This is a genomic window from Cupriavidus oxalaticus (assembly GCF_016894385.1).
Taxonomy (GTDB): domain Bacteria; phylum Pseudomonadota; class Gammaproteobacteria; order Burkholderiales; family Burkholderiaceae; genus Cupriavidus; species Cupriavidus oxalaticus.
On sequence record NZ_CP069812.1, the window covers coordinates 1,051,677 to 1,074,848 of the forward strand.

The 23,172-nt window shown below is 67.8% G+C and carries 18 protein-coding genes; 9 read left to right on the forward strand and 9 right to left on the reverse strand.

All coding sequences use genetic code 11. The features are described 5' to 3' along the window. Positions 1 to 33: 33 nt before the first annotated feature. The 3 genes from JTE92_RS17190 to JTE92_RS17200 are packed head-to-tail and all read right to left on the reverse strand — an operon-like array spanning position 34 to position 2,738. Positions 34 to 1,209 (reverse strand): vWA domain-containing protein, encoded by a 1,176-nt coding sequence (locus JTE92_RS17190; RefSeq protein ID WP_063238368.1) that lies wholly within the window; start codon positions 1,207 to 1,209, stop codon positions 34 to 36. A 30-nt stretch (positions 1,210 to 1,239) separates the two neighbouring features. Continuing rightward, positions 1,240 to 1,833: a GNAT family N-acetyltransferase gene (locus tag JTE92_RS17195; RefSeq protein WP_063238369.1), complete on the reverse strand. Its 594-nt coding sequence runs from the start codon at positions 1,831 to 1,833 to the stop codon at positions 1,240 to 1,242. Between the two features lie 14 nt (positions 1,834 to 1,847). Next, on the reverse strand, positions 1,848 to 2,738 hold the full coding sequence (locus JTE92_RS17200) for an AAA family ATPase (protein ID WP_063238370.1): 891 nt from the start codon (positions 2,736 to 2,738) through the stop codon (positions 1,848 to 1,850). A gap of 546 nt (positions 2,739 to 3,284) precedes the next feature. Between JTE92_RS17200 and JTE92_RS17205 the strand changes: the two genes are divergently transcribed. Together JTE92_RS17205 and JTE92_RS17210 are read left to right on the forward strand one after the other, a co-directional pair. Continuing rightward, the gene (locus JTE92_RS17205; RefSeq protein WP_063238371.1) at positions 3,285 to 3,632 is read left to right on the forward strand and encodes a c-type cytochrome; all 348 of its coding nucleotides are present in this window, start codon (positions 3,285 to 3,287) and stop codon (positions 3,630 to 3,632) included. Between the two features lie 10 nt (positions 3,633 to 3,642). After that, positions 3,643 to 4,041: a c-type cytochrome gene (locus JTE92_RS17210; protein WP_063238372.1), complete on the forward strand. Its 399-nt coding sequence runs from the start codon at positions 3,643 to 3,645 to the stop codon at positions 4,039 to 4,041. Between the two features lie 93 nt (positions 4,042 to 4,134). Here the strand turns inward: JTE92_RS17210 and JTE92_RS17215 are convergent, their stop codons facing one another. After that, positions 4,135 to 5,148 carry an FAD:protein FMN transferase gene (locus JTE92_RS17215; protein WP_063238373.1) on the reverse strand — a complete coding sequence of 338 codons (1,014 nt, stop codon included), beginning with the start codon at positions 5,146 to 5,148 and terminating at the stop codon, positions 4,135 to 4,137. Between the two features lie 291 nt (positions 5,149 to 5,439). Between JTE92_RS17215 and nosZ the strand changes: the two genes are divergently transcribed. The 6 genes from nosZ to JTE92_RS17245 all read left to right on the forward strand — a co-directional run bounded on the left by nosZ (position 5,440) and on the right by JTE92_RS17245 (position 13,614). Next, positions 5,440 to 7,377, forward strand: coding sequence for a TAT-dependent nitrous-oxide reductase (gene nosZ, locus JTE92_RS17220; protein ID WP_063238374.1), 1,938 nt, complete (start codon positions 5,440 to 5,442; stop codon positions 7,375 to 7,377). Between the two features lie 68 nt (positions 7,378 to 7,445). Then, positions 7,446 to 10,067, forward strand: a complete 2,622-nt coding sequence (locus tag JTE92_RS17225; RefSeq protein WP_063238691.1) for a NosR/NirI family protein — start codon at positions 7,446 to 7,448, stop codon at positions 10,065 to 10,067. Beyond that, complete coding sequence (locus JTE92_RS17230; protein WP_063238375.1) at positions 10,064 to 11,320, forward strand: nitrous oxide reductase family maturation protein NosD; 1,257 nt, start codon at positions 10,064 to 10,066, stop codon at positions 11,318 to 11,320. Before JTE92_RS17225 ends, JTE92_RS17230 begins: the two co-directional genes overlap by 4 nt. After that, a complete protein-coding gene (locus JTE92_RS17235; protein WP_063238376.1) occupies positions 11,298 to 12,245 on the forward strand; it encodes an ABC transporter ATP-binding protein in 948 nt (315 codons plus the stop codon). Before JTE92_RS17230 ends, JTE92_RS17235 begins: the two co-directional genes overlap by 23 nt. After that, complete coding sequence (locus JTE92_RS17240) at positions 12,242 to 13,081, forward strand: ABC transporter permease (RefSeq protein WP_174544851.1); 840 nt, start codon at positions 12,242 to 12,244, stop codon at positions 13,079 to 13,081. The genes JTE92_RS17235 and JTE92_RS17240 overlap by 4 nt, the downstream gene beginning before the upstream one ends. After that, positions 13,081 to 13,614 carry a nitrous oxide reductase accessory protein NosL gene (locus JTE92_RS17245; RefSeq protein ID WP_063238377.1) on the forward strand — a complete coding sequence of 178 codons (534 nt, stop codon included), beginning with the start codon at positions 13,081 to 13,083 and terminating at the stop codon, positions 13,612 to 13,614. The genes JTE92_RS17240 and JTE92_RS17245 overlap by 1 nt, the downstream gene beginning before the upstream one ends. A 33-nt stretch (positions 13,615 to 13,647) precedes the next feature. On the opposite strand, the gene aroG is transcribed toward JTE92_RS17245, so the two are convergent. Next, positions 13,648 to 14,727: a 3-deoxy-7-phosphoheptulonate synthase AroG gene (gene aroG / locus JTE92_RS17250; protein WP_063238378.1), complete on the reverse strand. Its 1,080-nt coding sequence runs from the start codon at positions 14,725 to 14,727 to the stop codon at positions 13,648 to 13,650. A gap of 160 nt (positions 14,728 to 14,887) precedes the next feature. Beyond that, positions 14,888 to 15,049, reverse strand: a complete 162-nt coding sequence (locus JTE92_RS17255; RefSeq protein ID WP_157096919.1) for a hypothetical protein — start codon at positions 15,047 to 15,049, stop codon at positions 14,888 to 14,890. A 137-nt stretch (positions 15,050 to 15,186) separates the two neighbouring features. Between JTE92_RS17255 and JTE92_RS17260 the strand changes: the two genes are divergently transcribed. After that, the gene (locus tag JTE92_RS17260; RefSeq protein ID WP_063238693.1) at positions 15,187 to 16,260 is read left to right on the forward strand and encodes a class I SAM-dependent methyltransferase; all 1,074 of its coding nucleotides are present in this window, start codon (positions 15,187 to 15,189) and stop codon (positions 16,258 to 16,260) included. Between the two features lie 43 nt (positions 16,261 to 16,303). Here JTE92_RS17260 and tldD read toward each other — a convergent pair whose 3' ends face one another. The 3 genes from tldD to JTE92_RS17275 all read right to left on the reverse strand — a co-directional run bounded on the left by tldD (position 16,304) and on the right by JTE92_RS17275 (position 23,142). After that, complete coding sequence (gene tldD, locus JTE92_RS17265) at positions 16,304 to 17,764, reverse strand: metalloprotease TldD (RefSeq protein WP_063238379.1); 1,461 nt, start codon at positions 17,762 to 17,764, stop codon at positions 16,304 to 16,306. Positions 17,765 to 17,893: 129 nt separating this feature from the next. Next, on the reverse strand, positions 17,894 to 18,715 hold the full coding sequence (locus JTE92_RS17270) for a carbon-nitrogen hydrolase family protein (RefSeq protein WP_063238380.1): 822 nt from the start codon (positions 18,713 to 18,715) through the stop codon (positions 17,894 to 17,896). Positions 18,716 to 18,768: 53 nt separating this feature from the next. After that, complete coding sequence (locus JTE92_RS17275; protein WP_232353238.1) at positions 18,769 to 23,142, reverse strand: YhdP family protein; 4,374 nt, start codon at positions 23,140 to 23,142, stop codon at positions 18,769 to 18,771. Positions 23,143 to 23,172: the final 30 nt, after the last annotated feature.

The following is a 23,172-nucleotide window of genomic DNA, read 5'->3' on the forward strand; positions in this document are numbered from 1 at the left end:
CGGCGTAGGCTACGGCGCGCTTTTTGAAGAGTCTTACTTCGACAACACCTTCATCGCCTGTTCCAGCCCCGCCAGCGTGACCGGGTACATGCGTCCCTTCATCAACTGGTTGATCACGGTGATCGACTGGCGGTACTGCCACAGGCCTTCCGGCTCGGGGTTGAGCCAGACGAAATGCGGGAACTGCTCGGTCATGCGGTTCAGCCACACCGCGCCGGCCTCGGCGTTGTTGTACTCGACCGAGCCGCCGGGCTGCAGGATCTCGTACGGGCTCATGGTGGCGTCGCCGACGAAGATGATCTTGTAGTCGGAGGTGTACTTGTGCAGCAGGTCCCACGTCGCCAGCTTCTCGGCGTGGCGGCGGCGGTTGTTCTTCCACACGTAGTCGTACAGGCAGTTGTGGAAGTAGTAGTACTCCAGGTGCTTGAACTCGGTCTTGGTGGCCGAGAACAGTTCTTCCACGCGCTTGATGTGGTCGTCCATCGAGCCGCCCACGTCCATCAGCATCAGCACCTTGACCTTGTTGTGGCGCTCGGGCCGCAGCTTGATGTCGAGCAGGCCGGCATTGGCCGCGGTCGAGTGGATGGTGTCGTCCAGGTCCAGCTCGGTGTCGGCCCCGTCGCGTGCAAAACGGCGCAGGCGGCGCAGCGCCACCTTGATGTTGCGCGTGCCCAGCTCGACCTGGTCGTCGTAGTCCTTGTAGGTGCGCGCTTCCCACACCTTGATCGCGGTGCGGTTGCCCTTGCTCGGGCCGCCGATGCGGATGCCTTCCGGGTTGTAGCCGCCGTGGCCGAACGGCGAGGTGCCGCCGGTGCCGATCCACTTGTTGCCGCCCTCGTGCTTTTCCTTCTGCTCCTCGAGCAGTTGCTTGAGGCGCTCCATCAGCTTGTCGAGGCCGCCCATGGCCTCGATCCTGGCCTTTTCCTCGGCCGACAGCTCGCGCTCCAGCGTCTTCTGCAGCCAGTCGAGCGGGATATCGGACTTCCAGTCGACCAGGCTTTCCACGCCCTTGAAGTACGCGGCAAAGGCCTGGTCGAACTTGTCGAAGTGCTTTTCGTCCTTGACCAGCGTCATGCGCGACAGGTAGTAGAACTCGTCGATCGAGGGCGTGATGACCTGCGCCTTGAGCGCTTCCAGCATGGTCAGGTATTCCTTGACCGAGACCGGCAGCTTGGCGTGGCGCAGCGAGAAGAAGAAGTCGATCAGCATGATGCCTTGCTCTGGGGATAGGCGGCCGCTTCAGCGCGGACGGTCGAGCTGGAATTGCAGGTGTTGACGCACCGTCGGCCATTCGCTGGCGATGATCGAAAACACCACGGTGTCGCGCAACGAGCCATCCGGCATGCGCTGGTGGTTGCGCAGCACGCCGTCCTGCTTGGCGCCGAGGCGTGCGATCGCGGCGCGGCTCTGCTGGTTCATCCAGTGCGTGCGGAATTCCACGGCGATGCAGTCGAGCTGGTCGAAGGCATGGCCGAGCAGCATCAGCTTGCACTCGGTGTTCAGCGGCGAGCGCTGGACCCGGCGCGCGTACCAGGTCGAGCCGATCTCCACGCGCCGGTTGGCCGCGTCGATATTCATGTAGGTGGTCATTCCCGCCAGCTCGCCCGCGGCGTCGCGCACCGCGAACGGCAGCATCGAGCCCTGTTCCTGCAGGCCCAGGCGCCGCGCGATCTCGGCTTCCATGCGCTCGGGCGCGGGCACGCTGGTGTACCAGAGCCTGTGCAGTTCGCCGTCGGCGCAGGCGGCGCGCAGGCCATCGGCATGCTCGGGCCGCAGCGGCTCCAGCGTGGCGTGCCTGCCGGCCAGGGTCACGGGTCTGGCAAAGGCGGTCATGACAGGCAGCCCGCTCAGCGGTTGGCGCGGTTCATGAACACCAGGCGCTCGAACAGGTGCACATCCTGCTCGTTCTTCAGCAGCGCGCCGTGCAGCGGCGGGATCGCTGCCTTCTTGTCCGGGCTCTTCAGTGCCTCGGGCGGGATGTCCTCGGCCATCAGCAGCTTGAGCCAGTCGATCAGCTCGGAGGTGGACGGCTTCTTCTTCAGGCCCGGCAGGTTGCGCATCTCGTAGAACGATTCCAGCGCGGCGGCGACCAGCTCGCGCTTGATGCCGGGGTAGTGCACGTCGACGATCTGCTGCATGGTGTCGGCGTCCGGGAACTTGATGTAGTGGAAGAAGCAGCGGCGCAGGAACGCGTCGGGCAGTTCCTTCTCGTTGTTCGAGGTGATGATCACCAGCGGGCGGTGCCTGGCCTGGACCAGTTCGCGCGTCTCGTAGACGTAGAACTCCATGCGGTCGAGTTCGCGCAGCAGGTCGTTGGGGAATTCGATGTCGGCCTTGTCGATCTCGTCGATCAGCAGCACCACTTGCTGGTCGGCCTCGAAGGCCTGCCACAGCACGCCCTTGACGATGTAGTTGCGGATGTCGTGCACGCGATCGTCGCCGAGCTGCGAGTCGCGCAGGCGCGAGACCGCGTCGTATTCGTACAGGCCCTGTTGCGCCTTGGTGGTCGACTTGATATGCCACTGCAGCAGCGGCATGCCCAGCGCGGCGGCCACTTCCTCGGCCAGCATGGTCTTGCCGGTGCCGGGCTCGCCCTTGATCAGCAGCGGGCGCTGCAGCGTGCGCGCGGCGTTGACGGCCAGCTTGAGGTCGTCGGTGGCGACATACTGGTCACTGCCCTCGAAACGGGCCTGCTGGGCGGAAGAAGCTTGGGCGGAAGCGTTGGCGGTGTTTGACATGAGGCAACCTGGAGGTGACGGCCCTGTCTTGGTCGGTTCGGGCCGGGTTGGCGTGTTTGGCGCAGTCTCGTCGCGCTGTCACGCGCGCTTTCATTATGGGCGGTATGGTTCGTCCGGACTCGGCGCCGAGCGTCTGCGAACGGTCGTGCGCTTTACCGGAATTGGCCAGTATAAAAGACCTTTGCGGTTCGTGTTGGACGGGGCTGACAGACGCCACGCAACGGCGGGCGGTTGCTGGACTGCCAGGTGTCGCCTGCGGTACAATGCGCCGGTTTGACGCGCCCCCACGTCCAGTTCTCCAGTATCCGGCAGTCCGCGTTCAGAAGTCCCAGCGGCCCGACCGGGTCGCGGCGATTGCGCGAGGTGGTTCCAGAATGGTGTTCCACATCACGGCAATGATCCCGGATGCCGAATGTCTGGGCGGGTCTGGCAGGTTGCACCTCTTGCAACCCCATTGGCAGCCAGGCTTTCCCAGAAGCATTCTGAAACCGTCTCCGCCCCGGCAGGGCAGGTCACGCACGGTTTAATTTCCAATCCGCAAAGACAATGAAAAAGCTCCTCACGATGGTGGTGCTGGGCGCGGCTGCAATGGCCACGCAGGCACAGGAAGTCAAGGGCAATGGAGACGCTGCCAAGGACAAGGTTGCAATGTGCATCGGATGCCACGGCATTCCGGGCTACCGTGCGTCGTTCCCCGAGATCTATGAAGTGCCGCTGCTGGGTGGCCAGAGCGCCAAGTACATCGAAAATGCGCTGAAGGCGTACCAGAAAGGCGAACGCAAGCACCCGACCATGCGCAGCATCGCCGCCACGCTGACCGAGCAGGATATCGCCGACGTGGCCGCCTACTACTCGCAGCAGACGGCGAGTACCCGGAACAACTCCCTGAAGTAAGAGACCCACCATGAATACGCTCAAGACGCTTTCGATCGCGCTCGGCGCCCTCGTGCTGGGTGCCGCCGCACTGCCGGCTTCGGCCGCCGACCTCGCCAACGGCAAGGCGCTGGTGCAGAAGGGTGCCTGCGTGGCCTGCCACGGCGAGGGGATGAACAAGCCGATCTCGCCCGACTATCCCAAGCTGGCCGGCCAGCATGCCGACTACCTGTACCACGCGATGATGTCGTACCAGGTGTCGGGCAACGCGCTGGTGGGCCGCTCCAATGCGATCATGGCCGGCCAGGTCAACGCCAATCCGGCGGTGACCGACAAGGACGGCAAGCCGCGTCCGTTCACGCGCAAGGAGCTGAAGGATATGGCTGCGTATATCGAGTCGCTGCCGGGCGACCTGGTGCTGAAGAAGTAAGCCCTGGCGCGGTGTTTGCCGCGCCGTCGCAGAGGGAAAGGCCGCCTTGGTACGGGCGGCCTTTTCATTTGGCGGTGCGCAGCGCGCCAGCGTCTACGCCCCCACACTTGCCAGCCGGCGGCGCATCCCTGCCGTGGCCCAGGGCTCGGTGTCGCCCACGACCAGCGCGTCGACGCCGATCGCACTGTGCAGCAGTCCGGCCGCGGCGGACTGGCCCGCGACCATCAACGCGGCGCCCAGGCCGTTGACCGCCGCGGCCTGTGAAGCCACCAGCGTTACGCCACGCGGACCCGCCGCCGGCATGCCGGTGGCAGGGTCGAGCACGTGGTGGTAGCGCCTGCCGTTGGCGACGAAGCAGCGCTCATAGTCGCCCGATGAGGCCACCACGGCATCGGATATCTCCAATACGCCCAGCAGCCGCGCCGGTGCGCGCGGGTCGCGCACGCCCACGCGCCAGTCGCGCCCTTGCAGCTGGCCGCTCGCCAGCACATCGCCGCCGCCGTTGATCATGGCATGGCGCAATCCGTGCCTGCGCAGCGCCTGCATGCCCGCCTGCAGGATCGGCAGCTTGGCGATGCCGCCCAGGTCCAGGCGCATGCCGGGGCGCAGCAGCATCGCTTCGCCGCGGCGTTCGTCGAGCATGACCTGCCGGTAGTCCACCAGCGTCCGTTCGCGTGCCAGCTCGGCGGCAGCCGGCACGCGCGCGTTGTCTTCACCGAAGTGCCAGCCGGCGAAGGCGCCGACGGTGATGTCGAACGCGCCACCGGTGCGCGCCGACAGCGCTGCAGCGGCTTGCAGCACTGCCATCAGTTCCGGTGCGACCGGCACCGGCTGCCGGCCCGCTGCGCGCTGCAGGGCGCTGACCTGGCTGTCCGGCCGGTAGCGCGACATCAATTGCTCCAGGCGCGCCATCTCGGCAAGGGCGGCGGCGATGCCGGACCTTGCAGCCAGGTAAGAACTGTCCTGCACCACGATATCGACCTGCGTGCCCAGCAGGCGCCGTGAGGCGCGCGTGACCGTGGCATCGGCCAGCGCCGGCCTGACGAACATGGCGGTGGCAAGCATCGGCACGCTGGCCGCGGCGGCGCGCAGCACGTTGCGCCGCATGGCGTCGATACGAGAGGAGGAAGACAGCGTTGCCGGCAGGGTCTTGGCGCGCATGACAGGGTGGGCGGCGCATGCCGCATTAGTCGTTGACGGTGTGGTGTCGCCATTCTCCGTTCAGCCTTCGTAAAAAACATGCATCAAAAATGAATATTTAAGAAATCCATGACGACCGTCAACCTCGCTGACGCCAACTGCTTCGACTATCTGTAACCGGCAACATCAGGCCACCCACACAACGAAGAGAGCCGGCGGAGCACTCCGCCCTTTGCAATGACGGTTCGAGGATCGAAGATGACGAGGCATTCCCAAGACCCACTGGCACACACCGATGCACCGGCGGCACCGGGACGAAGGCGCTTTATCAATACCGCGGCGCTGGCCGGGCTGGCCGGCGTGGCGGCGTGCACGGACAAGGGCGGGGCACCCGCCGCGACCACCCCCGCAAGCGCTGCCCAGGCAGCACAGGGCAGCGCGCATGCCGGTGCGTCGGTGCACCTGAAGCCGGGCGAGCTGGATACCTACTACGGCCTGTGGAGCGGCGGCCATGCGGGCGACGTGCGCGTGCTGGGCCTGCCCTCGGGGCGCGAGCTGCACCGCATTCCGTGCTTCGTGCCCGATGCGCTGACGGGCTGGGGCATCACCAATGAATCCAAGCGCGTGATGGGCACGCGCCCCGACGGCAACGTGCTGTACAACGTCGGCGACACGCACCATGTGCATGCCTCGTACAAGGACGGCAACTACGATGGCCGCTACGCGTGGATCAACGACAAGATCAACGCGCGGCTGGCGCGCATCCGGCTCGACTATTTCGTCTGCGACAAGATCACCGACCTGCCCAACGTGCAGGGCTTCCACGGCATCTTCCCGGACAAGCGCGATCCCGTCGACGCGAACATCAACTACACCACGCGCGTGTTCTGCGGCGCGGAGTTCGCCCTGCCGCTGCCCAATACGCCGACCGAGGACGCCGGCAAGTACCGCTCGCTGTTCACCTGTGTCGATGCGCAGACGATGGCGGTGCGCTGGCAGGTGCTGATCGACGGCAACTGCGACCTGGTCGCCACCTCGTACGACGGCAAGCTGGCCGCCACCAACCAGTACAACGTCGAGATGGGCGCGCGCTATGAAGACATGATGTCGGCCGAACGCGATGCCTGCCTGTTCTTCAACATCGCCCGCATCGAGGCCGCGATCAAGGATGGGAAGTTCAAGACCATCGGCGACTCGAAGGTGCCGGTGGTCGACGGCACGCACGCGGCCAACGCCGACCCGAAGACCGCGCTGACCACCTACGTTTCTGTGCCGAAGAACCCGCACGGCGTCAATGCCAGCCCGGACCAGAAGTACTTTGTCTGCGCCGGCAAGTTGTCGCCGACCGGCACCGTGATCGAACTGGCCAAGGTGCTGGACTGGTTCGACGGCAAGCTGGAGACGCCCGACGACGCCATCGTCGCCGAGGTCGAGCTGGGCCTGGGGCCGCTGCATACCGCCTTCGACGGACGTGGCAACGCCTACACCACGCTGTTCCTCGACAGCCAGATCGTCAAGTGGAATCTCGATGCGGCGATCCGCTTCCACAAGGGCGACAAGAACGCCAAGTACGTGGTCGACCGGCTCGACGTGCAGTACCAGCCCGGCCACCTGAACGCCTCCCAGTCCGAGACGATCGCCGCCGACGGCAAGTTCCTGGCAGTGGGCTGCAAGTTCTCCAAGGACCGCTTCCTGCCGGTGGGGCCGCTGCATGCCGAGAACGAGCAGCTGATCGACATCTCGGGCGACAAGATGGTGCTGCTGGCGGACCACCCGGTGCACAGCGAACCGCACGACTTCATCATCTTCCGCCGCGAGCTGCTGCGGCCGAAGCAGGTCTATGCGCTGGATGACTTCCCGCTGGCGGTGAAGGATCCGCAGCAGTCGGGCGTGTTCCGCAACGGCAAGAAGGTGACGGTGAAGATCACGTCGCAGGCGCCGGTGTTCTCGCTGCGCGAGATCAAGCTGAAGAAGGGCGACGAGGTCACGCTGATCCTGACCAACCTGGACAAGATCGAAGACCTGACGCACGGGTTTGCCATCCCCAGGTACAACATCAACTTCATCGTCAATCCGCTCGAAACCGCGTCGGTGACTTTTGTTGCCGACAAGCCGGGCGTGTTCTGGTGCTACTGCACCCACTTCTGCCACGCGCTGCATCTTGAGATGCGCAGCCGCATGATCGTCGAGGCCTGAGACGGCATGCGTGGATGACCTGGCGCGGCGCCTGCCGCTGCGCCGGTCGTTCACTTGCCCCCAATTCCATGATCCACGCATTTCTCGATCGGCTTGCGGTGTGCTTCGTCGCGTGCCTGCTGGCGCTTGGCTTTGCCGTGCCGGCACACGCCGGCGCATACGAGGCGGCCTTGCCGCCGGCGCTGTCCACTTCCGCCGACCTGTGTGCAATGGTGCCTTGCACGGAGGTGCTGCCCGGCGCGACCAGTTTCTCTACCCGCAAGGGACAACCGCCCTACGTAGAGGGCTATCGCACCGGCGCGGACGGCAAGCGCGAGCTGCTCGGATATGTGATGCTGTCCACCGATATCACCGATACGCCGGCGTATTCCGGCAAGCCGGTGGTGACGCTGATCGGCATGGACGCGCGGGGACAGTACACGGGCGTCAAGGTGCTGAAGCATTCCGAGCCGATCCTGCTGCTGGGCATCCCGGAATCGGCGCTGCTCGATTTCAACCGGCAGTACGTCGGCAAGTCGGTGGCAGACAAGATCGAGGTCGGCCAGTCGCGGCCGGACGAGGGCGTGGTCGGCGTCGATGCGATTTCCGGCGCCACCGTGACAGTGATCGCGCAGAACCAGGTGCTGACCACCTCGGGCTCGGCGGTGGCGCGGCAGGTCGGCATCCTGGCGCCGACACAGCGGGCACCGGCGCGGTTCGCCGAAAGCGGAAAACAATATGGCTGGCAGCAGCTGGTGGCCGGCGGACTGGTGCAGCGGCTGCTCGTGCAGCCGGCGCAGGTCGGGCTGCCCGGCAGCGGCGAGCCCTTTGTCGAACTCTGGTTTGGCGACCTCAACCATCCCGACATCGGCCGCAGCGTGCTGGGCGATGCCGGCTGGCAGGGGCTGCGCGCGCAGCTGAAGCCCGGCGAGCATGCCATCTTCGTGATCCGCACCGCGGGGGCGGAGTCGTTCAAGGGTTCGGGCTTCGTGCGTGGCGGCATCTATGATCGCGTGCAAGTGCGCCAGGGCGCCGACGCGTTCACCTTCCGCGACCTGGACTACCTCAATCTCTACGGCGTCGCGGCGCAGGGAGCGCCGGCGGTGACCGAGTCGGCGATCTTCGTGATCCGGTCGCCGGCGTTTTCCGCGGCCTATCCGTGGAAGCTGTCATTCCTCGGCAACCGCGTCGACCGTGCCACCGGCACGCGCAGCTTCGCCAGCTTCGATGCGCCGTACTGGTTGCCGGCAGCGATGCTGCAGGGCGGCCGGCCGCATATCGACGAACCCGAGGCGCCGTGGCGCAAGGTCTGGCGCAAGCAGGCCACCGCCATCGCGTTGTTTATCGCGCTGCTGGGCGCAGTCACGCTGGTCTACGCACTGCGCGACCGCCTGACGCGGCGCGCCACGCACAAGAACAAATGGCCGGTCAATGCGTTCAAGTACACGGCGTGGGCGCTCAGCATCGTCTTTGTCGGCTTCGGGGCGATGGCGCAGCCGTCGATCACGCAGGTGCTGACGTGGTTCCACGCGCTGCTGCTGCGCTGGGACTGGGCGTTGTTCCTCAGCGATCCGTTTATCTTCTGCTTCTGGATCTTTATCATCCTCACCGTGTTTCTGTTCGGGCGGGGGCTGTTCTGCGGCTGGCTGTGCCCGTTCGGCTCGCTGTCCGAGGCGATCTACAAGCTGGGCCGTTTCCTGGGGCTGAAGCGATGGCAGCGGCAACTGCCGCGTCGCTGGCATGACCGGCTCAAGTGGGTCAAGTACGGCGTGTTCTTCGGGCTGTTGGCGGTGTCGGTGTTTTCGATGGGGCTGGCCGAGATGCTGGCAGAGATCGAGCCGTTCAAGACGACCTTCCTGGTCGGCATCCCGAACCGCGCGTGGCCCTACGGGTTGTTCGCGTGCACGTTGCTGGGACTGTCGCTGTTTATCGAACGGCCCTACTGCAAGTACCTGTGCCCGCTTGGCGCAGCATTGGCGATGCCGAGCACGTTCCGCTGGTTTGGCCTGCGGCGCAAGCCCGACTGCAACCACTGCAAGGCGTGCGCGGTCGGCTGCGGCGCACAGGCGATCGATGCCGCTGGCCGCATCGACCATCGCGAATGCCTGCATTGCCTCGACTGCATGGTGCTCTATACCGACACGCGCGGCTGCCCGCCGCTGGCGCGCGAGCGCAAGCGGCGCGAGCGGGACGGGCTGCCGCTGACACCGGTGGGACGCAACGGGTATTTCATCCCGCTGGTGCCGGCGCCGGTGCCGTTGCGAGCCCAGGCGGCGCAGCCGTCGGGCCCCGATCCGCGCATGCCGACCGACCCGGTGGCGCCGCCATACGCGGCAACGGACGGCGCCGCGCGCTGGGTCGCCGAGTTGTGGGACCACTTGTGTCCATGGAGCGGGCAGGGCTGGCGCACCGCCGCCGCACTGCAACTGGCGGGGCTCGCGGTGGCGCTGGCCGCAACCGTTGCGTGGGCACTGGCGGCCAGCGGACAGATGCGCGCCGGCGCGGTGATCGGCTGGTGGCTGGGCTGGAGCCTCTATGAAGTGCTGATCCGCCTGTCCGGCAAGCGCTACGTCAAGGATGGCCCGTGGTGGCGCGGCCGCTACCGGCGCGCCACCGTGATGGACATGCTCAGCTATGTCGGCTTCAAGAACCTGCTGATCGGTGCGGTGCTGTTCCTGGCGCTGAAGGCGATGGGGATGCTGGCCGCATGAAGCTGCTGCTCGGTATCGCGCTCCTATGGATAAGCTGCGCGCAGGCTGCGACCTGGCGCGTGCAGCCCGGCCAGTCGCTGCAGGCGGCGATCGATGCCGCCGGCCCAGGCGACACCATCGAGATCGCGCGCGGCCACTACACCGGCAACTTCGCCGTCGACAAGCCGCTGGTGCTGCGCGGCATCGCGCGGCCCACGCTCAGCGGCGCGCTGCGCGGCGATACGCTGCGCATCACGGCGCCGGACGTGACCATCGAAGGCTTGATCGTGCGCGACTCCGGCGACAGCTTGAAGGACCAGAACGCCGGCATCTATATCCGCCCCGGCGCGCACCGCGCGGTGGTGCGCGATTGCGACCTGACCTACAACCTGTTCGGGCTGTGGATCGAGAAGGCCGACGATGTCCGCATCGAGCGCAACACCATCACCGGCAAGCGCGACTACAACTCGGCGCAGCGCGGCAACGGCGTGCAGCTCTACAACACGCGCGGCGCACGCATCCTCGACAACAACATCGGCTTCGTGCGCGACGCGCTTTATGTCGATGTCTCGCATCACGCCATCTTTCGCGGCAACCGGCTGCACCACAGCCGCTACGGCACCCATTACATGAACTCGTACCACAACCTGTGGGAAGGCAACGACAGCTACCGCAACCGCGGCGGGCTGGCGCTGATGGAAGTGCGCGACCAGGTCGTGCGCAACAACCGCACCTGGGGCAATGCCGACCACGGCATCATGCTGCGCACGCTGCAGGACTCGGTGATCGAAGGCAATGTGGTCGCCGGCAACCAGCGCGGCTTCTTTATCTACGACGTCGAGTACGTGACGCTGCGCGGCAACCTGGTGCTGGGCAATGCGACCGGCGTGCATCTGTCGGCCGGCTCGACGCGCAACGTGGTGCAGGGCAACGATTTCATCGGCAACCGCGAGCCGGTGCGCTACGTGGGCGCGCGCGACGAGCCGTGGGGCGGGCGCGGGCAGGGCAACTACTGGAGCAACTACCTGGGCTGGGACCGCGACGGCGATGGCGTGGGCGACGTGGCGTACCAGGCCAATGACCTCGTCGACCGGCTCGGCTGGCGCTACCCCGGGGTGACGCTGCTGCTGGGCAGTCCGGCGCTGCAGGCGCTGCGGCTGGCGGGACGGCAGTTCCCGGTGATCCGGGCGCCGGGCGTGGTCGATGCCTATCCGCGGATGCGGCCGGTGCGCGCCAACTGGAGGGACTGGAATGCTCAGGCCAGCGATCATTGATATGCACGACGCCATCGTGCTGGCCGGCGTCAGCCGGCATTTCGGCGCGCTGCGCGCCGTCGACGATGTCAGCCTCAGCGTAGGACAGGGCGAACTGCTCGGGCTGATCGGGCACAACGGCGCGGGCAAGAGCACGCTGTTCAGGATGATGCTGGGGCTGTTGCCGCCCACGCATGGCACCTTGCGCGTCGCCGGTGCCGACGTGGGCAGCCGCGCCTTTCGCGCCGCGCGCCGCGGCATCGGCTACCTGCCCGAGCATCTGGTGCTGTATGACAACCTGAGCGGGCTGGAAACGCTGCGCTTCTTCGCGCGCCTGAAGGGCGCGCACGCGGATGCCTGTGCGCCGATGCTCGACCAGGTCGGCCTGTCCGCCGCCGCCGCGCGCCCGGTGCGCGAGTATTCGAAAGGCATGCGCCAGCGGCTCGGCTTCGCGCAGGCGCTGCTCGGCGCGCCGCGCGTGCTGTTCCTCGACGAGCCGACCAATGGGCTGGACCCTGCCGCGATCCGCGATTTCTACCGGATGCTCAATGCGCTGCGCGAGCGCGGCGTGACCATCGTCATCACCTCGCACATCCTGGCCGAACTGCAGCAGCGCATCGACCGCTTTGCCATTCTTGCCGCCGGCCGCTTGCAGGCCACCGGCAGCCTGGAGGCGCTGCGCGCGCAGGCGGGGCTGCCGCTGACGCTGCTGCTGCGCCTCGAACCGGGTGCGCGCGAGCACGCGCTGCGCCTGTTGCGCACGCAAGCGTACGGCATGATCGAAGTGGTGGAAGGGGAGCCGGATGAACTGACCGTGCGTTGTCCCGTTGCCGCCAAGATGCCGGTGCTCGCCGCATTGCAGCCGCTTGCAGGCCGCCTGCGTGACCTGCAGATCCGCGAGCCCTCGCTCGAAGACCTGTTCCTCGGCATGCGGGGGCAAGCATGAGCGCGCGCATCGATGCAAGGCAGGTGGCAGCGATCGCCGCCAAGGAATTCCGCGACCGCATGCGCAACCGCTGGGTGCTGGCCGTGGCGGTCGTCTTCACCGCGCTGTCGGTGGCGATCGGCTATTTCGGCGGCGCCGAGCAGGGTGTGCTCGGACCGCGCTCGCTGGAGTTCGTCATCACCAGCCTGGCGAGCCTGGTGATCTACCTGGTGCCGATGATCGCGCTGCTGCTCGGCTTCGATGCCGTGGTGGGCGAGCGCGAGCGCGGCTCGCTGGACCTGCTGCTGTCGTTGCCATTGACGCGCGGCGAGCTGCTGCTGGGCAAGTACCTCGGGCTGGCCGCCGCATTGCTGCTGGCCACCGCCGGCGGCTTTGCGTTGATGGCGGTGCTGCTGGCGCGCCAGTTCGGCTGGCCGGGCCTGTACCACTACCTCGGCTTTGTCGCCAGCGCCGGGCTGCTGGGCCTGGCGTTCCTGAGCCTGGCGCTGTGGCTGTCGGTGCTGTCGCGCGACCGCGCGCAGGCATCGGGCCTGGCGATCGGCCTGTGGTTCTTTTTCGTGCTGGTGTTCGACCTGCTGCTGCTCGGCCTGCTGGTCGCCGGCGCCGGAGAGGGCGGCGCCAGCGCGTCCGGCACCGACTGGATCGCGTGGCTGCTGCTGCTCAACCCCGCGGACCTGTTCCGCATCGTCAATGCCTTTTCACTCGACCAGTTGCGCAGCGCCGGCGGCGTTGCCAGCATCGTGCCGCCAGCGCTGGCCAGCCCCTGGCCCACCGGCGCGGCGCTGCTGGCGTGGATCGCCGTGCCGCTGGTCCTTGCTGCCAGGAGATTCCGCTGATGTGTTCCCCATCCTCGTTGCGTCGCCGCCGCCTGATGCTTGCCATGGCCGGCGCCACGGTCCTCGTTGCCGCCTGCGGCAAGAAGCCGGAAGGCGCCGCGCAGCCGCAGGAAATCGAATCCGCCACCGCCTGCGTGCTGGATGGCATGCTGCTGGCCGACTATCCCGGCCCCAAGGCGCAGATCTTCTACGCCGGCGAGGCGCGCCCGCAGTGGTTTTGCGACACGGTGGAAATGTTCCACGCGCTGCTGCGGCCCGAGCAGGTCCGGCCGGTGCGCGCGGTGTTCGTGCAGGACATGGCGCGGGCTGACTGGGAACGGCCGCGCGGCCACTGGTTCGATGCCACCACCGGCGTGTATGTCGCCGGCAGCGGGCGCCACGGATCGATGGGGCCGACACTGGCGAGCTTCCGGGCCGAAAGCGATGCCAGCGCCTTTATCGCCCGCCATGGCGGCAGGCTGCTGCGCTACGCCGAGGTGACGCCGGAACTGGCGGACCTCAGCGGCGGCGCCATGCACGACAGCCGGATGTAATGGCTGTCACGCTAGGCGCGCGCGATTGGGGGTTCAGTTGCCGCTGCCCGGCACCAGGCGGCGCTGGCGCACCGATTCCGCCAGGCCTTCCAGCACCTTGACCGACTCATCCCAGCCGATGCAAGCATCGGTGACCGACTGGCCGTAGGTCAGGTTCTCCACCGGCGTGCCTTGCACGTGGTCCTGGCGGCCCGCCACCAGGTGCGATTCGACCATCACGCCGATGATGCGCTGGTCGCCGCCGGCGATCTGGCCGCCGATGTCTTCGCACACCGGGATCTGGTTCTCATGCTTCTTGCTGCTGTTGGCATGCGAGGCATCGATCATCAGGCGCGAGGCCAGCCCGGCCTTGGCGATGGCGTCGCACGCTTCCTGCACGCTGGCGGCATCGTAGTTGGGCGCCTTGCCGCCGCGCAGGATGACGTGGCAGTCCTCGTTGCCCGAGGTTGACACGATCGCCGAGTGGCCGCCCTTGGTCACCGACAGGAAATGGTGCGGCTGTGACGCGGCCTTGATCGCGTCCACGGCGATCTTGACGTTGCCGTCGGTGCCGTTCTTGAAACCCACCGGGCACGACAGTCCCGAGGCCAGCTCGCGGTGCACCTGCGACTCGGTGGTGCGCGCGCCGATCGCGCCCCAGCTGACCAGGTCGGCGATGTATTGCGGGCTGATCATGTCGAGGTACTCGGTGCCGGTCGGCACGCCCATCTCGCTGATGTTCAGCAGCAGCTCGCGCGCGGTGCGCAGGCCGTCGTTGATCTTGAAGCTGCCGTCCATGTGCGGGTCGTTGATCAGGCCCTTCCAGCCCACCGTGGTGCGCGGCTTCTCGAAGTAGACGCGCATCACCACTTCCAGCTCATTGGCGAAGCGGTCGCGCTGCACCTTGAGCAGCTTGGCGTATTCCAGCGCGGCGCGGGTGTCATGGATCGAACACGGGCCGATGATGACGATGAGCCGGTCATCCATGCCGTGCAGGATGCGGTGCATGGCCTGGCGCGCGCCGTAGATCACGTCCGAAGCCGCTTCTGAGCAGCCAAATTCGCGGATCAGGTGCGCCGGCGGCAGCAGCTCCTTGAGTTCGCGAATGCGCAGGTCGTCGGTGTTCTTCAGCATGATGGCTCCGGGATTCTTGTGAGGTCGTGAGAGTGGGGAAGCAATTGGATATAAAAAAACCGCCAGGGTCGCTGGCGGTTTCTTTTGTATTCGGGGCGCTTACAGCCGTCCCTCCCTATCCGCCAGCGGTGTGAGATCGCTAAAGAAGTAAAAGTAAAACTTAGCGGACATGGCGGAAAAGGATGTTGGCTGGGGTCAGCTTGATTCGATTTTGTGGATAGGCGCCGGATTTATGCTGCACTGCGTAAAGCAAAGGCAGGAAATTGCGCGCCAGTCGGCAAAACTTCGAGGCGCCTTGGTTGCCTGCGGCGCGACGAAGCATCTTTATAGCGCCTTTTGACAAGGTTGGCAAGTGTCCGCGACACCGCGCGAGAGCGTGTCGCCGTGCGCCATTTCCTGCTGTATCGGCCAAGGCCGCCGCCTATATTGAACGGGAGGGAGCGCACGGGGAGGTGCATGATGAGCGTCGACGAAGCGAGGCTGAATGCCTTCATGGAGAAATTCGTCCACGATATCGGCGCGGTGATGCACGCGGCCACGGTGGTGGTCGGCGATGAACTGGGCCTGTACAAGGCCATGGCGGAAAAGCCGATGACCGCCGATGTGCTGGCGCAAAAGACCCGTACCGACGTGCGCTACCTGCGCGAATGGCTGTCGGCCCAGGCCGCCAGCGGCTACGTCGACTACGATCCCGACAGCGCGGAGTTCAGCCTGAACGAAGAACAGGCCCTGGCGCTGGCGCAAGAGGGCAGCCCGGCGTTCATTCCCGGCGCGTTCCAGATTGCCGTGGCGCAGTTCCGCGCCATTCCCAGGATGATCGATATCTTCCGCAACGGGCGCGGGCTGGGCTGGCATGAACACGACCCGGCGCTGTTCCACGGCACCGAACGCTTTTTCCGGCCGGGCTATGCCGCGCACCTGGTCTCGGAATGGATCCCCGCGCTCGACGGCATCGAGGCGCGGCTCAAGGACGGTGCCAGCGTGGCCGACGTCGGCTGCGGCCATGGCGCGTCGACCATCATCATGGCGCAGGCCTATCCGGCCTCGCGCTTCGTCGGCTTCGACTACCACGAGCCGTCGGTACGCCATGCCACCGAGGCCGCGCGGCGCGCGGGGGTGGGTGATCGCGTGCGCTTCGAAGTGGCCAGCGCGAAGGACTATGCCGGCCAGGACTACGACCTGGTGGCGGTGTTCGACTGCCTGCACGACATGGGCGATCCGGTCGGCGCGGCGCGGCACGTGCGCGAGACGCTGCGGCCGGACGGCGCGTGGCTGATCGTCGAGCCGTTTGCCAACGACAAGCTGGAAGACAACCTCAACCCGGTGGGGCGCGTGTTCTATTCCGCGTCGACCTTCATTTGCACGCCGGCGTCGCGTTCGCAGGAAGTGGGGTTGTGCCTGGGCGCGCAGGCAGGCGAGGCACGCCTGCGGGGCGTGGCCGAGCAGGCGGGCTTCGGCAGCTTCCGCAGGGCGGCGCAGACACCGTTCAACCTGGTGTACGAGGCGCGGCCCCTCGCACCGGAAGCGCCATGAAAAACGGGACCCGCGGGTCCCGTTTCCTTGAGGCGGCGTACCGTCAGGCCGTGCCGCCCACCGTCATGTTTTCAATGCGCAGCGTCGGCTGGCCCACGCCCACCGGCACGCTCTGGCCTTCCTTGCCGCACACGCCAACGCCCGAATCCAGGCGCATGTCGTTGCCGATCATGGTCACGTCCTTCAGCGATTCCGGGCCGTTGCCGACCAGCGTCGCGCCCTTGACCGGGTACGTGATCTTGCCGTCCTCGATCATGTACGCCTCGCTCGCCGAGAACACGAACTTGCCGTTGGTGATGTCGACCTGGCCGCCGCCGAAGTTGACCGCATACAGGCCCCGCTTGACGCTGGCGATGATTTCCTGCGGATCCTTGTCGCCGTTGAGCATGTAGGTGTTGGTCATGCGCGGCATCGGCAGCGCGGCATAGCTTTCGCGGCGCGCGTTGCCGGTGACCGGCATCTTCATCAGGCGCGCGTTGAGCGTGTCCTGGATATAGCCGCGCAGGATGCCGTCCTCGATCAGCGTGGTGCACTGGGTCGGGTTGCCTTCGTCATCCAGGTTGAGCGAGCCGCGGCGGTTGGCCAGCGTGCCGTCGTCGACCACGGTCACGCCCCTGGCCGCGACGCGCTCGCCCATGCGGCCGGCGAAAGCCGATGAGCCCTTGCGGTTGAAGTCGCCTTCCAGCCCATGGCCGACGGCCTCATGCAGCAGCACGCCGGGCCAGCCCGGGCCCAGCACGACGGTCATCGCGCCGGCCGGGGCGGGGCGGGCGTCCAGGTTGACCAGCGCCGACGACACGGCTTCGTCCACGTACTTCTGCAACAGGTCGTCGGAGAAGTACCCGTAGGCATAGCGGCCGCCGCCGCCCGACGAGCCGATCTCGCGGCGCCCGCCCTGCTCGGCGATCACCGTCACCGACACGCGCACCAGCGGCCGCACGTCGGCGGCGATCACGCCGTCGCTGCGCGCCACCAGCACCACGTCGTATTCGCCGGCCAGGCCGGCCATCACCTGCACCACGCGCGGGTCCTTGGCGCGCGCCATGCGTTCGATGCGTTCCAGCAGTGCCACCTTTTCGGCGGCGCTCATCGAATCCAGCGGGTCGTTGGGTGCATACAGGCTGCGGCCGGCGTGCGAGGCCAGTTCGCCCGCCACCTTGACGCGGCCGTTGCCGGCGCGGCCGATGGTGCGGGTGGCGGCTGCCGCCTGCGACAGCGCGGCCAGGCTGATGTCGTCCGAATAGGCAAAGGCGGTCTTGTCGCCCGATACGGCGCGCACGCCCACGCCCTGGTCGATGCTGAAGCTGCCCGACTTGACGATGCCTTCTTCCAGGCTCCACGCCTCGTTGCGGGTGTACTGGAAGTACAGGTCGGCATAGTCGACCTTGTGCGTGAAGATATCGGCCAGCACGCGCTGCAGCTTGGCCTCGTCCAGGCCGTACGGCGCCAGCAGCAGTTGCTGCGCGGTGGCCAGGTTGCGGATTCCGAGATCGCCGGCGTTCATGAGATGTCCTTTCTTCTGTTTGCCGCCCCGGCAGTTCATGGAGCTTGCCGGTAGCGTGAAATGCCTGGTGCGGGCGCCGCATGCGACTACATGCGACCACATACATGCGGCCCCGCGGTTGCGTACATGCTACAGCACCCGGTGTCGCAGTGCCGGCAGGTTTTGCCTGACTTCTTCCAGCCGCGCCGGGTCGATGGTGCCGGCCACCACGCCTTCGCCTTCGGGCAGCATGGCCAGCACTTCGCCCCACGGGTCGACCAGCATCGAATGGCCCCAGGTGCGGCGTCCGTTCTCATGCTTGCCACCCTGTGCGGCGGCCAGCACATAACACTGGTTTTCGATCGCGCGGGCGCGCAGCAGGATTTCCCAGTGCGCCTGGCCCGTGGTGTAGGTGAAGGCGGCCGGCATCAGGATCAGGCTGGTGCCGGCGCCGGACGCCAGGCCGCGGTACAGCTCGGGAAAGCGCAGGTCGTAGCACACCGACATGGCCACGCGGCCGCACGGCGCGTCGAAGCTGACCGGGGTGCGGCCGGCCAGGATGGTGCGCGATTCGTCATAGCTTTCGGCTCCGCGCGTGAAGCCGAACAGGTGGATCTTGTCGTAGCGCGCCACGCGCTCGCCGCGCGGGTCGAAGGCGAGCGAGGTGTTGTACACGCGCGCCGGGTCGTCGCACCACATCGGCAGCGTGCCGCCCACCAGCCAGATGCCGTGGCGGCGCGCGGCGCCGGCCAGGAACTGCTGCACCGGGCCATCGCCGTCGTGCTCGCGCACGGCCACCTTGTCCGCTTCGGAGCGGCCCATCATGCAGAAGTACTCGGGCAGCAGCACCAGCTGCGCGCCGCCGGCGGCGGCCTCGGCGATCAGCGCCTCGGCGCGCGCCAGGTTGGCATCGAGCGAAGTGCCGGTAACGGTCTGCACGGCGGCCACGCGGAACGGGGCGGGGGCGGTCATGGGCGTTGGTTTCCTCTTTGGACTCTCTTGATCTCTCTCGGACGGCAGCGGCTTCAGTGCGGGAGCGCGGGCTCGGCGCGGTTCTGGAAGCGGGGGGCTTGCGTATTATTCTCCTCCACTTTGCCGATCTGCGGGTTGGCCCAGCTGCCGGTGATGCGGTAGTGCTGGGTGAACACCTTGGAGAACTCGTCGGCAAACAGCAGTTGCGCCGCGAGCGTGCCGATGCCCAGCACCGGGTTGACAAAGGCGGCCGCCACTGAGGTCGAGGTGGCATTGATGCGCGGCACCACCTCCACGCGCAGGTCCTGGGTCTCGCGCAGCAGGTTGGCGGTGCCGCTCATGCTGGCCATGATCTGCGGGCTCCTGAGTTCGAAATCCTGGATGGTGCCGACGCCGTTCTCGATCGTGCCGGCGCCGGAAATGCGGTCGAACAGCAGTCCGCGGCCCGACAGGCTGCGGAAGTCCAGCGTGGCAAAGCGCAGCAGCCCCTGCAGGCTGAGCACGCCCAGCAGCCGCGCCGCGCCCGGCTCGACGCTCAGGATCTGGCCGTTCTCCAGGTCGAGCGACAGCTTGCCGGACAGCGTCGGGTAGTCGATCGACAGCGGCGAGCCGCGCCAGGCCACGCGGCCTTCCAGCTTGCCCTTGCCGTCGCGCAGCGTGTGCGGCAGCCCCAGCCGGTTCAGCGTGGCGCCGGCGTCGCCGATGTCGATGACGAACGACAACAGGGTGCGGCGCTCGGCATTGCCGTCGGCGCGCAGCCGGCGCGGCACGCGCCAGCTGCCGTGGCCGGTCAGCGTGGCATCGGGCTGCTCGATCTTCAGCTGGTCCAGGGTCCAGACCGGGTCGGTGCCGCTGGTGCCGGTATGCGCCTTCACTTCCAGCCTGCCGAAGTCGTGGCCGCGCAGCACGAACTGCTCGGCGACCAGGTCGATGGCGGGCAGTTCGTCGATGCTGCTGGCGAGGGCGTCGACCACGTTGCGCTCGTCGCTGGCATCGGGCACGTTCAGGCGCGACAGGCGCAGTTGCAGCGCGCCCGTGGCGCTGGCACCGGCACCGGCACCGGCACCGGCAGGGGCCGGCTGCCACTGCACGGCGCCGGCGATCTGGCGCGACTCGATCCTGGCGTTCCAGCCGTCGGCGTTGCGCGTGGCGTCGAGCGCCACGTCATCGAGCGTGCGGCCCATGCCATGGAGCGTGCCGGCGCGCAGTGCAATGCGGCCCGGCAGGAAGGACGAGGGGCGCGTACCATCGCCCGCAGCCGTCGGGCCGGCGAGGGCGGCGCGCCAGGCGTCGATGTCGAGCCGGTCGAAGGTCGCCGCGGCGCTGACGCCGGCCACCGGCGCCGGCGCCGCCTGCTGCACGCCGATGCCGCCGGCAACGACTTCGATGGCATTGCCGCCGTTCTGGTCGCGGCGCAACAGGTAGCGTGCGTTAAGGGCGCTGCCCAGCTGCAGCGCAAGTTCGTCGACGCCGGCGCGGCCGGGCGCCGGGCGCAGCTCGACGCGCAGCGGCAGGTCGTGCGGCGCCGCCTTGGCCAGCGGTGCCGGCAAGCCGATCGCCATGCCGTTGAGCGAGGAATTCAGCTGCACCTGCAGCTCGTGTTCGCGCATCGCGATCACGGTGCTGTAGCCGGTGCTGCCTTCCAGCCTGGCCGCCAGCGGCGCCAGCGCCGAGCCTGCCGCGGCCTCGCGCAGGCCTGCGGCGGAGACGGTGCCGCTTGCGGTGACGCGCGTGCCCCCTTCGGGCTGGGTGCCGCCGCCGAGCTTCACTTCGCCGCCCAGGAAGCGCGCGCGCAGGTTCTCCAGCCCGAACCCGTGCTCGTTGAACGTGATGTCCCCGCTGGCGTTGCCGAATGCCGGCAGCTGCGGGCCGAGCACGACGTCGTTGCCGGGGAAGCGGAAACGTCCCTCCACCCTGGCCGCGTTGGCGTGCTCAAGCGGCATGTCGAGCTTGAGCCTGAGCTCGCCGTTGCCCTGCGCGCGCGCCGCGTCGGCCACGCGCGCGGTCCATTCGCGCACCGGCGAAGCGGCGATATAGCGCAGGAAGCCCTGCACCGGCCCGCTGGCGCCGCCATCGATGGCGAGGCGGCCATGTTCGCTGAGGTCGTCGATGCTGCCGCTGACATCCTGCAGCGCCACGCCCGGGATGTCATGCACCGTCGCGCGCCGTGCCAGGAAGGTCATGCCGCCGCGGTCGAACGTGACCTGCCCGGCGATGTCGGTGAACGCCGGCCACAGCGGCGCGCCGCCCGCGCCAGTCTCGTGCGGCGCGATCTGGTAGCTGACGCGCTCGATCGGCACGTCGACGCGGAACTCGCCCGCCTTCTCGAACGGCGCGTGGAACGGGAAATGCTCCAGGTCGCCCTTGAGCAGGAAGCTGACGCCGGCTGCGTCGCCACGCATCAGCGCGCCCGCCAGGTAATGCCGGGTGCCCGCCGGGATGGTCAGCGGCAGGTAGCGCGGCACGCGCGCGACCTGGGCGCGGGTCATCTCGCCGCTCAGGTCGGCGATGCCGGAGGTGCCGTCGCCGCCGGCGCGCCAGGTGCCGCGCACGGAGCCCGCGGCATCCGCATTGGCAAAGCGGATGCCGTCCAGCGTCACCACCAGCTTGCCGCCGGCGTGGTGCCAGCGCACGTCGCCGCCGATCTGGTCGAACGGCACGCGCGGCTCCTCGAACAGCCCGGGCACCGCCAGCGACGCGCCATTGCCTTCGAAGCGCGCATTGCCTTGCTGGTCGTCGAACGAGAACGTGCCCGACAGGCGCGAGAAACCGGGCGTGCCCAGCCGCGGACGGCCCCTGGCATCCAGGGCCGGTACCGCCGGCTGGCCGTTGACCGAGACGTCGCGCAGCGTGCCCTGCACGCTGTAGTGGGGCTGGCCGCCGCTGCGGTCGAGCATGCCGGCGCGCTCGCGGCTCCAGCTGACGTTGAGGTTGTCGATGTGGCCGGCCGGCTGCAGCGTGCGCAGCCGGCGCAGCACCGCGGTCTCCAGCGGCATCGAGCTGGCCAGCGCGCGCACCGTGTTCAGGTCCAGCGTGGGCGCCTTCAGCGTGAGCTTGCGCAGGCTGCCGTCCTTCGCATAAGCCCAGCCGAGCTCGACCTTGCGCATGCCTTCGCGCCAGTTGCCGTCGGCGGGCGCCGCCTTGCCGTCGGCGGTCTGCCACAGCAGCGTGTCGACGGTGAGCAGGTTGCTGCCGTCGCGTTCGGTCCGGTGCAGCAGGAAGGCCTGCGCATTGGCCAGCCGCAGCGGGGCAGCGGCGCCGGCCAGCTGCAGGTCGACGCTGCTGGCGCGCAGCCGGGTCTGGCTGCGCACGATGCGGCCCTGGCGGAACTCGATGCTGCCGTCGGTGCTGAAGGTACCGCTGGCCACGCCCTCGACCATGGCCAGGTAGCGCTGCAGCACCGGCAACTCCAGCTGGGCCACGTCCCAGCTGGCCTGGCCGCTCCAGTAGCGCCAGTTGCCGGCGCTGTGCAGGTAATCGTTCTGGAAGCTGGACTTGACCACCAGTGGGCGCGGGCCCAGTGCCGGCGAGCGCGCTTCCAGCGTCACCGCATGGCGCGAGCCGTTGCGGCGGGTGTCGAGGCGGATTTCGCCGATATCGAGCTGCGGCAGGCCGGCCTTCTCGTCGAGCCAGCGCAGCCTGCCGTCGGACAGCGACACGCGGCCCTGCGACATCAGCCAGCCCAGGAAGCGGTCGTCTTCCTGCTGGCCGCCGGTGGCATCGACCGGCATGCCGCCGACCAGCAGCTTGCCCTCGGGCGTGCGGCGCACCAGGATGTCGGTGCCGGTGGCGCCCAGGCTGACGAACTGCAGGTTCATGCTGAACAGCGAGCGCCACGACAGCTTGCCGTCGAGCGTGGCGGTCGACAGCAGCACGCGCTTGCCATCGTCCAGGGCGCGCAGGTCGCGGGCGCGGAAGGCGGGGTGCCAGCCATCCCAGTAGGTATCGAGCGCGCCGATGGTCACCTGTGCCGACAGCGCGACCGAGCCGCGCTCCTCCAGCCATTGGCGCGCGGTTGATGCCTGCGGCCATAGCACGAAGCGGATCAGCAGGCCCGCCACCAGCGCCAGCACGCCGAGCACCAGCGCCAGCCGTACCAGCGCGCGTCCCAGGCCGCGCCACAACGGGTGGCGCACCACGCCAACGGCCGCGCGCGCGCCGGCGCCGGCAAGGCCGCGCAAACGCGCCAGGCCCTGCGCGGGGCGCGGCAGGGCAGGGGAATCGATACCTGGAGCAGCCAAGGAATGAGCGGGTGATGGCGAAGCGGGGTTGTTCGCGGGATTGTTCGAGGGATTGTTCGAGGCGTGGCTGGCTGGGCTTTTGACGGTGTCGTTGGCCGGCGTTGGCGGCGTAGCGGCGGCCACATGCCCGCCCGCGCCGCCAGTGGGGGGAGAACCGTCAGCGGGTTGTGAGGCGCGGCTGGACATGCGCAGATTATCCGACAATACTAGCCGCTC

What these genes read in the sequence shown, in the direction of transcription:
- JTE92_RS17245 (WP_063238377.1), top strand. Translation starts at nt 13,081, where the DNA reads ATGTGTTCCCCATCCTCGTTGCGTCGCCGCCGCCTGATGCTTGCCATG.
- JTE92_RS17230 (WP_063238375.1), top strand. Translation starts at nt 10,064, where the DNA reads ATGAAGCTGCTGCTCGGTATCGCGCTCCTATGGATAAGCTGCGCGCAG.
- tldD (WP_063238379.1), bottom strand. Translation starts at nt 17,764, where the DNA reads ATGAACGCCGGCGATCTCGGAATCCGCAACCTGGCCACCGCGCAGCAA.
- JTE92_RS17260 (WP_063238693.1), top strand. Translation starts at nt 15,187, where the DNA reads ATGAGCGTCGACGAAGCGAGGCTGAATGCCTTCATGGAGAAATTCGTC.
- JTE92_RS17200 (WP_063238370.1), bottom strand. Translation starts at nt 2,738, where the DNA reads ATGTCAAACACCGCCAACGCTTCCGCCCAAGCTTCTTCCGCCCAGCAG.
- JTE92_RS17255 (WP_157096919.1), bottom strand. Translation starts at nt 15,049, where the DNA reads ATGCTTCGTCGCGCCGCAGGCAACCAAGGCGCCTCGAAGTTTTGCCGA.
- JTE92_RS17205 (WP_063238371.1), top strand. Translation starts at nt 3,285, where the DNA reads ATGAAAAAGCTCCTCACGATGGTGGTGCTGGGCGCGGCTGCAATGGCC.
- JTE92_RS17210 (WP_063238372.1), top strand. Translation starts at nt 3,643, where the DNA reads ATGAATACGCTCAAGACGCTTTCGATCGCGCTCGGCGCCCTCGTGCTG.
- JTE92_RS17195 (WP_063238369.1), bottom strand. Translation starts at nt 1,833, where the DNA reads ATGACCGCCTTTGCCAGACCCGTGACCCTGGCCGGCAGGCACGCCACG.
- JTE92_RS17240 (WP_174544851.1), top strand. Translation starts at nt 12,242, where the DNA reads ATGAGCGCGCGCATCGATGCAAGGCAGGTGGCAGCGATCGCCGCCAAG.
- JTE92_RS17225 (WP_063238691.1), top strand. Translation starts at nt 7,446, where the DNA reads ATGATCCACGCATTTCTCGATCGGCTTGCGGTGTGCTTCGTCGCGTGC.
- JTE92_RS17215 (WP_063238373.1), bottom strand. Translation starts at nt 5,148, where the DNA reads ATGCGGCGCAACGTGCTGCGCGCCGCCGCGGCCAGCGTGCCGATGCTT.
- nosZ (WP_063238374.1), top strand. Translation starts at nt 5,440, where the DNA reads ATGACGAGGCATTCCCAAGACCCACTGGCACACACCGATGCACCGGCG.
- JTE92_RS17190 (WP_063238368.1), bottom strand. Translation starts at nt 1,209, where the DNA reads ATGCTGATCGACTTCTTCTTCTCGCTGCGCCACGCCAAGCTGCCGGTC.
- JTE92_RS17235 (WP_063238376.1), top strand. Translation starts at nt 11,298, where the DNA reads ATGCTCAGGCCAGCGATCATTGATATGCACGACGCCATCGTGCTGGCC.
- JTE92_RS17275 (WP_232353238.1), bottom strand. Translation starts at nt 23,142, where the DNA reads ATGTCCAGCCGCGCCTCACAACCCGCTGACGGTTCTCCCCCCACTGGC.
- JTE92_RS17270 (WP_063238380.1), bottom strand. Translation starts at nt 18,715, where the DNA reads ATGACCGCCCCCGCCCCGTTCCGCGTGGCCGCCGTGCAGACCGTTACC.
- aroG (WP_063238378.1), bottom strand. Translation starts at nt 14,727, where the DNA reads ATGCTGAAGAACACCGACGACCTGCGCATTCGCGAACTCAAGGAGCTG.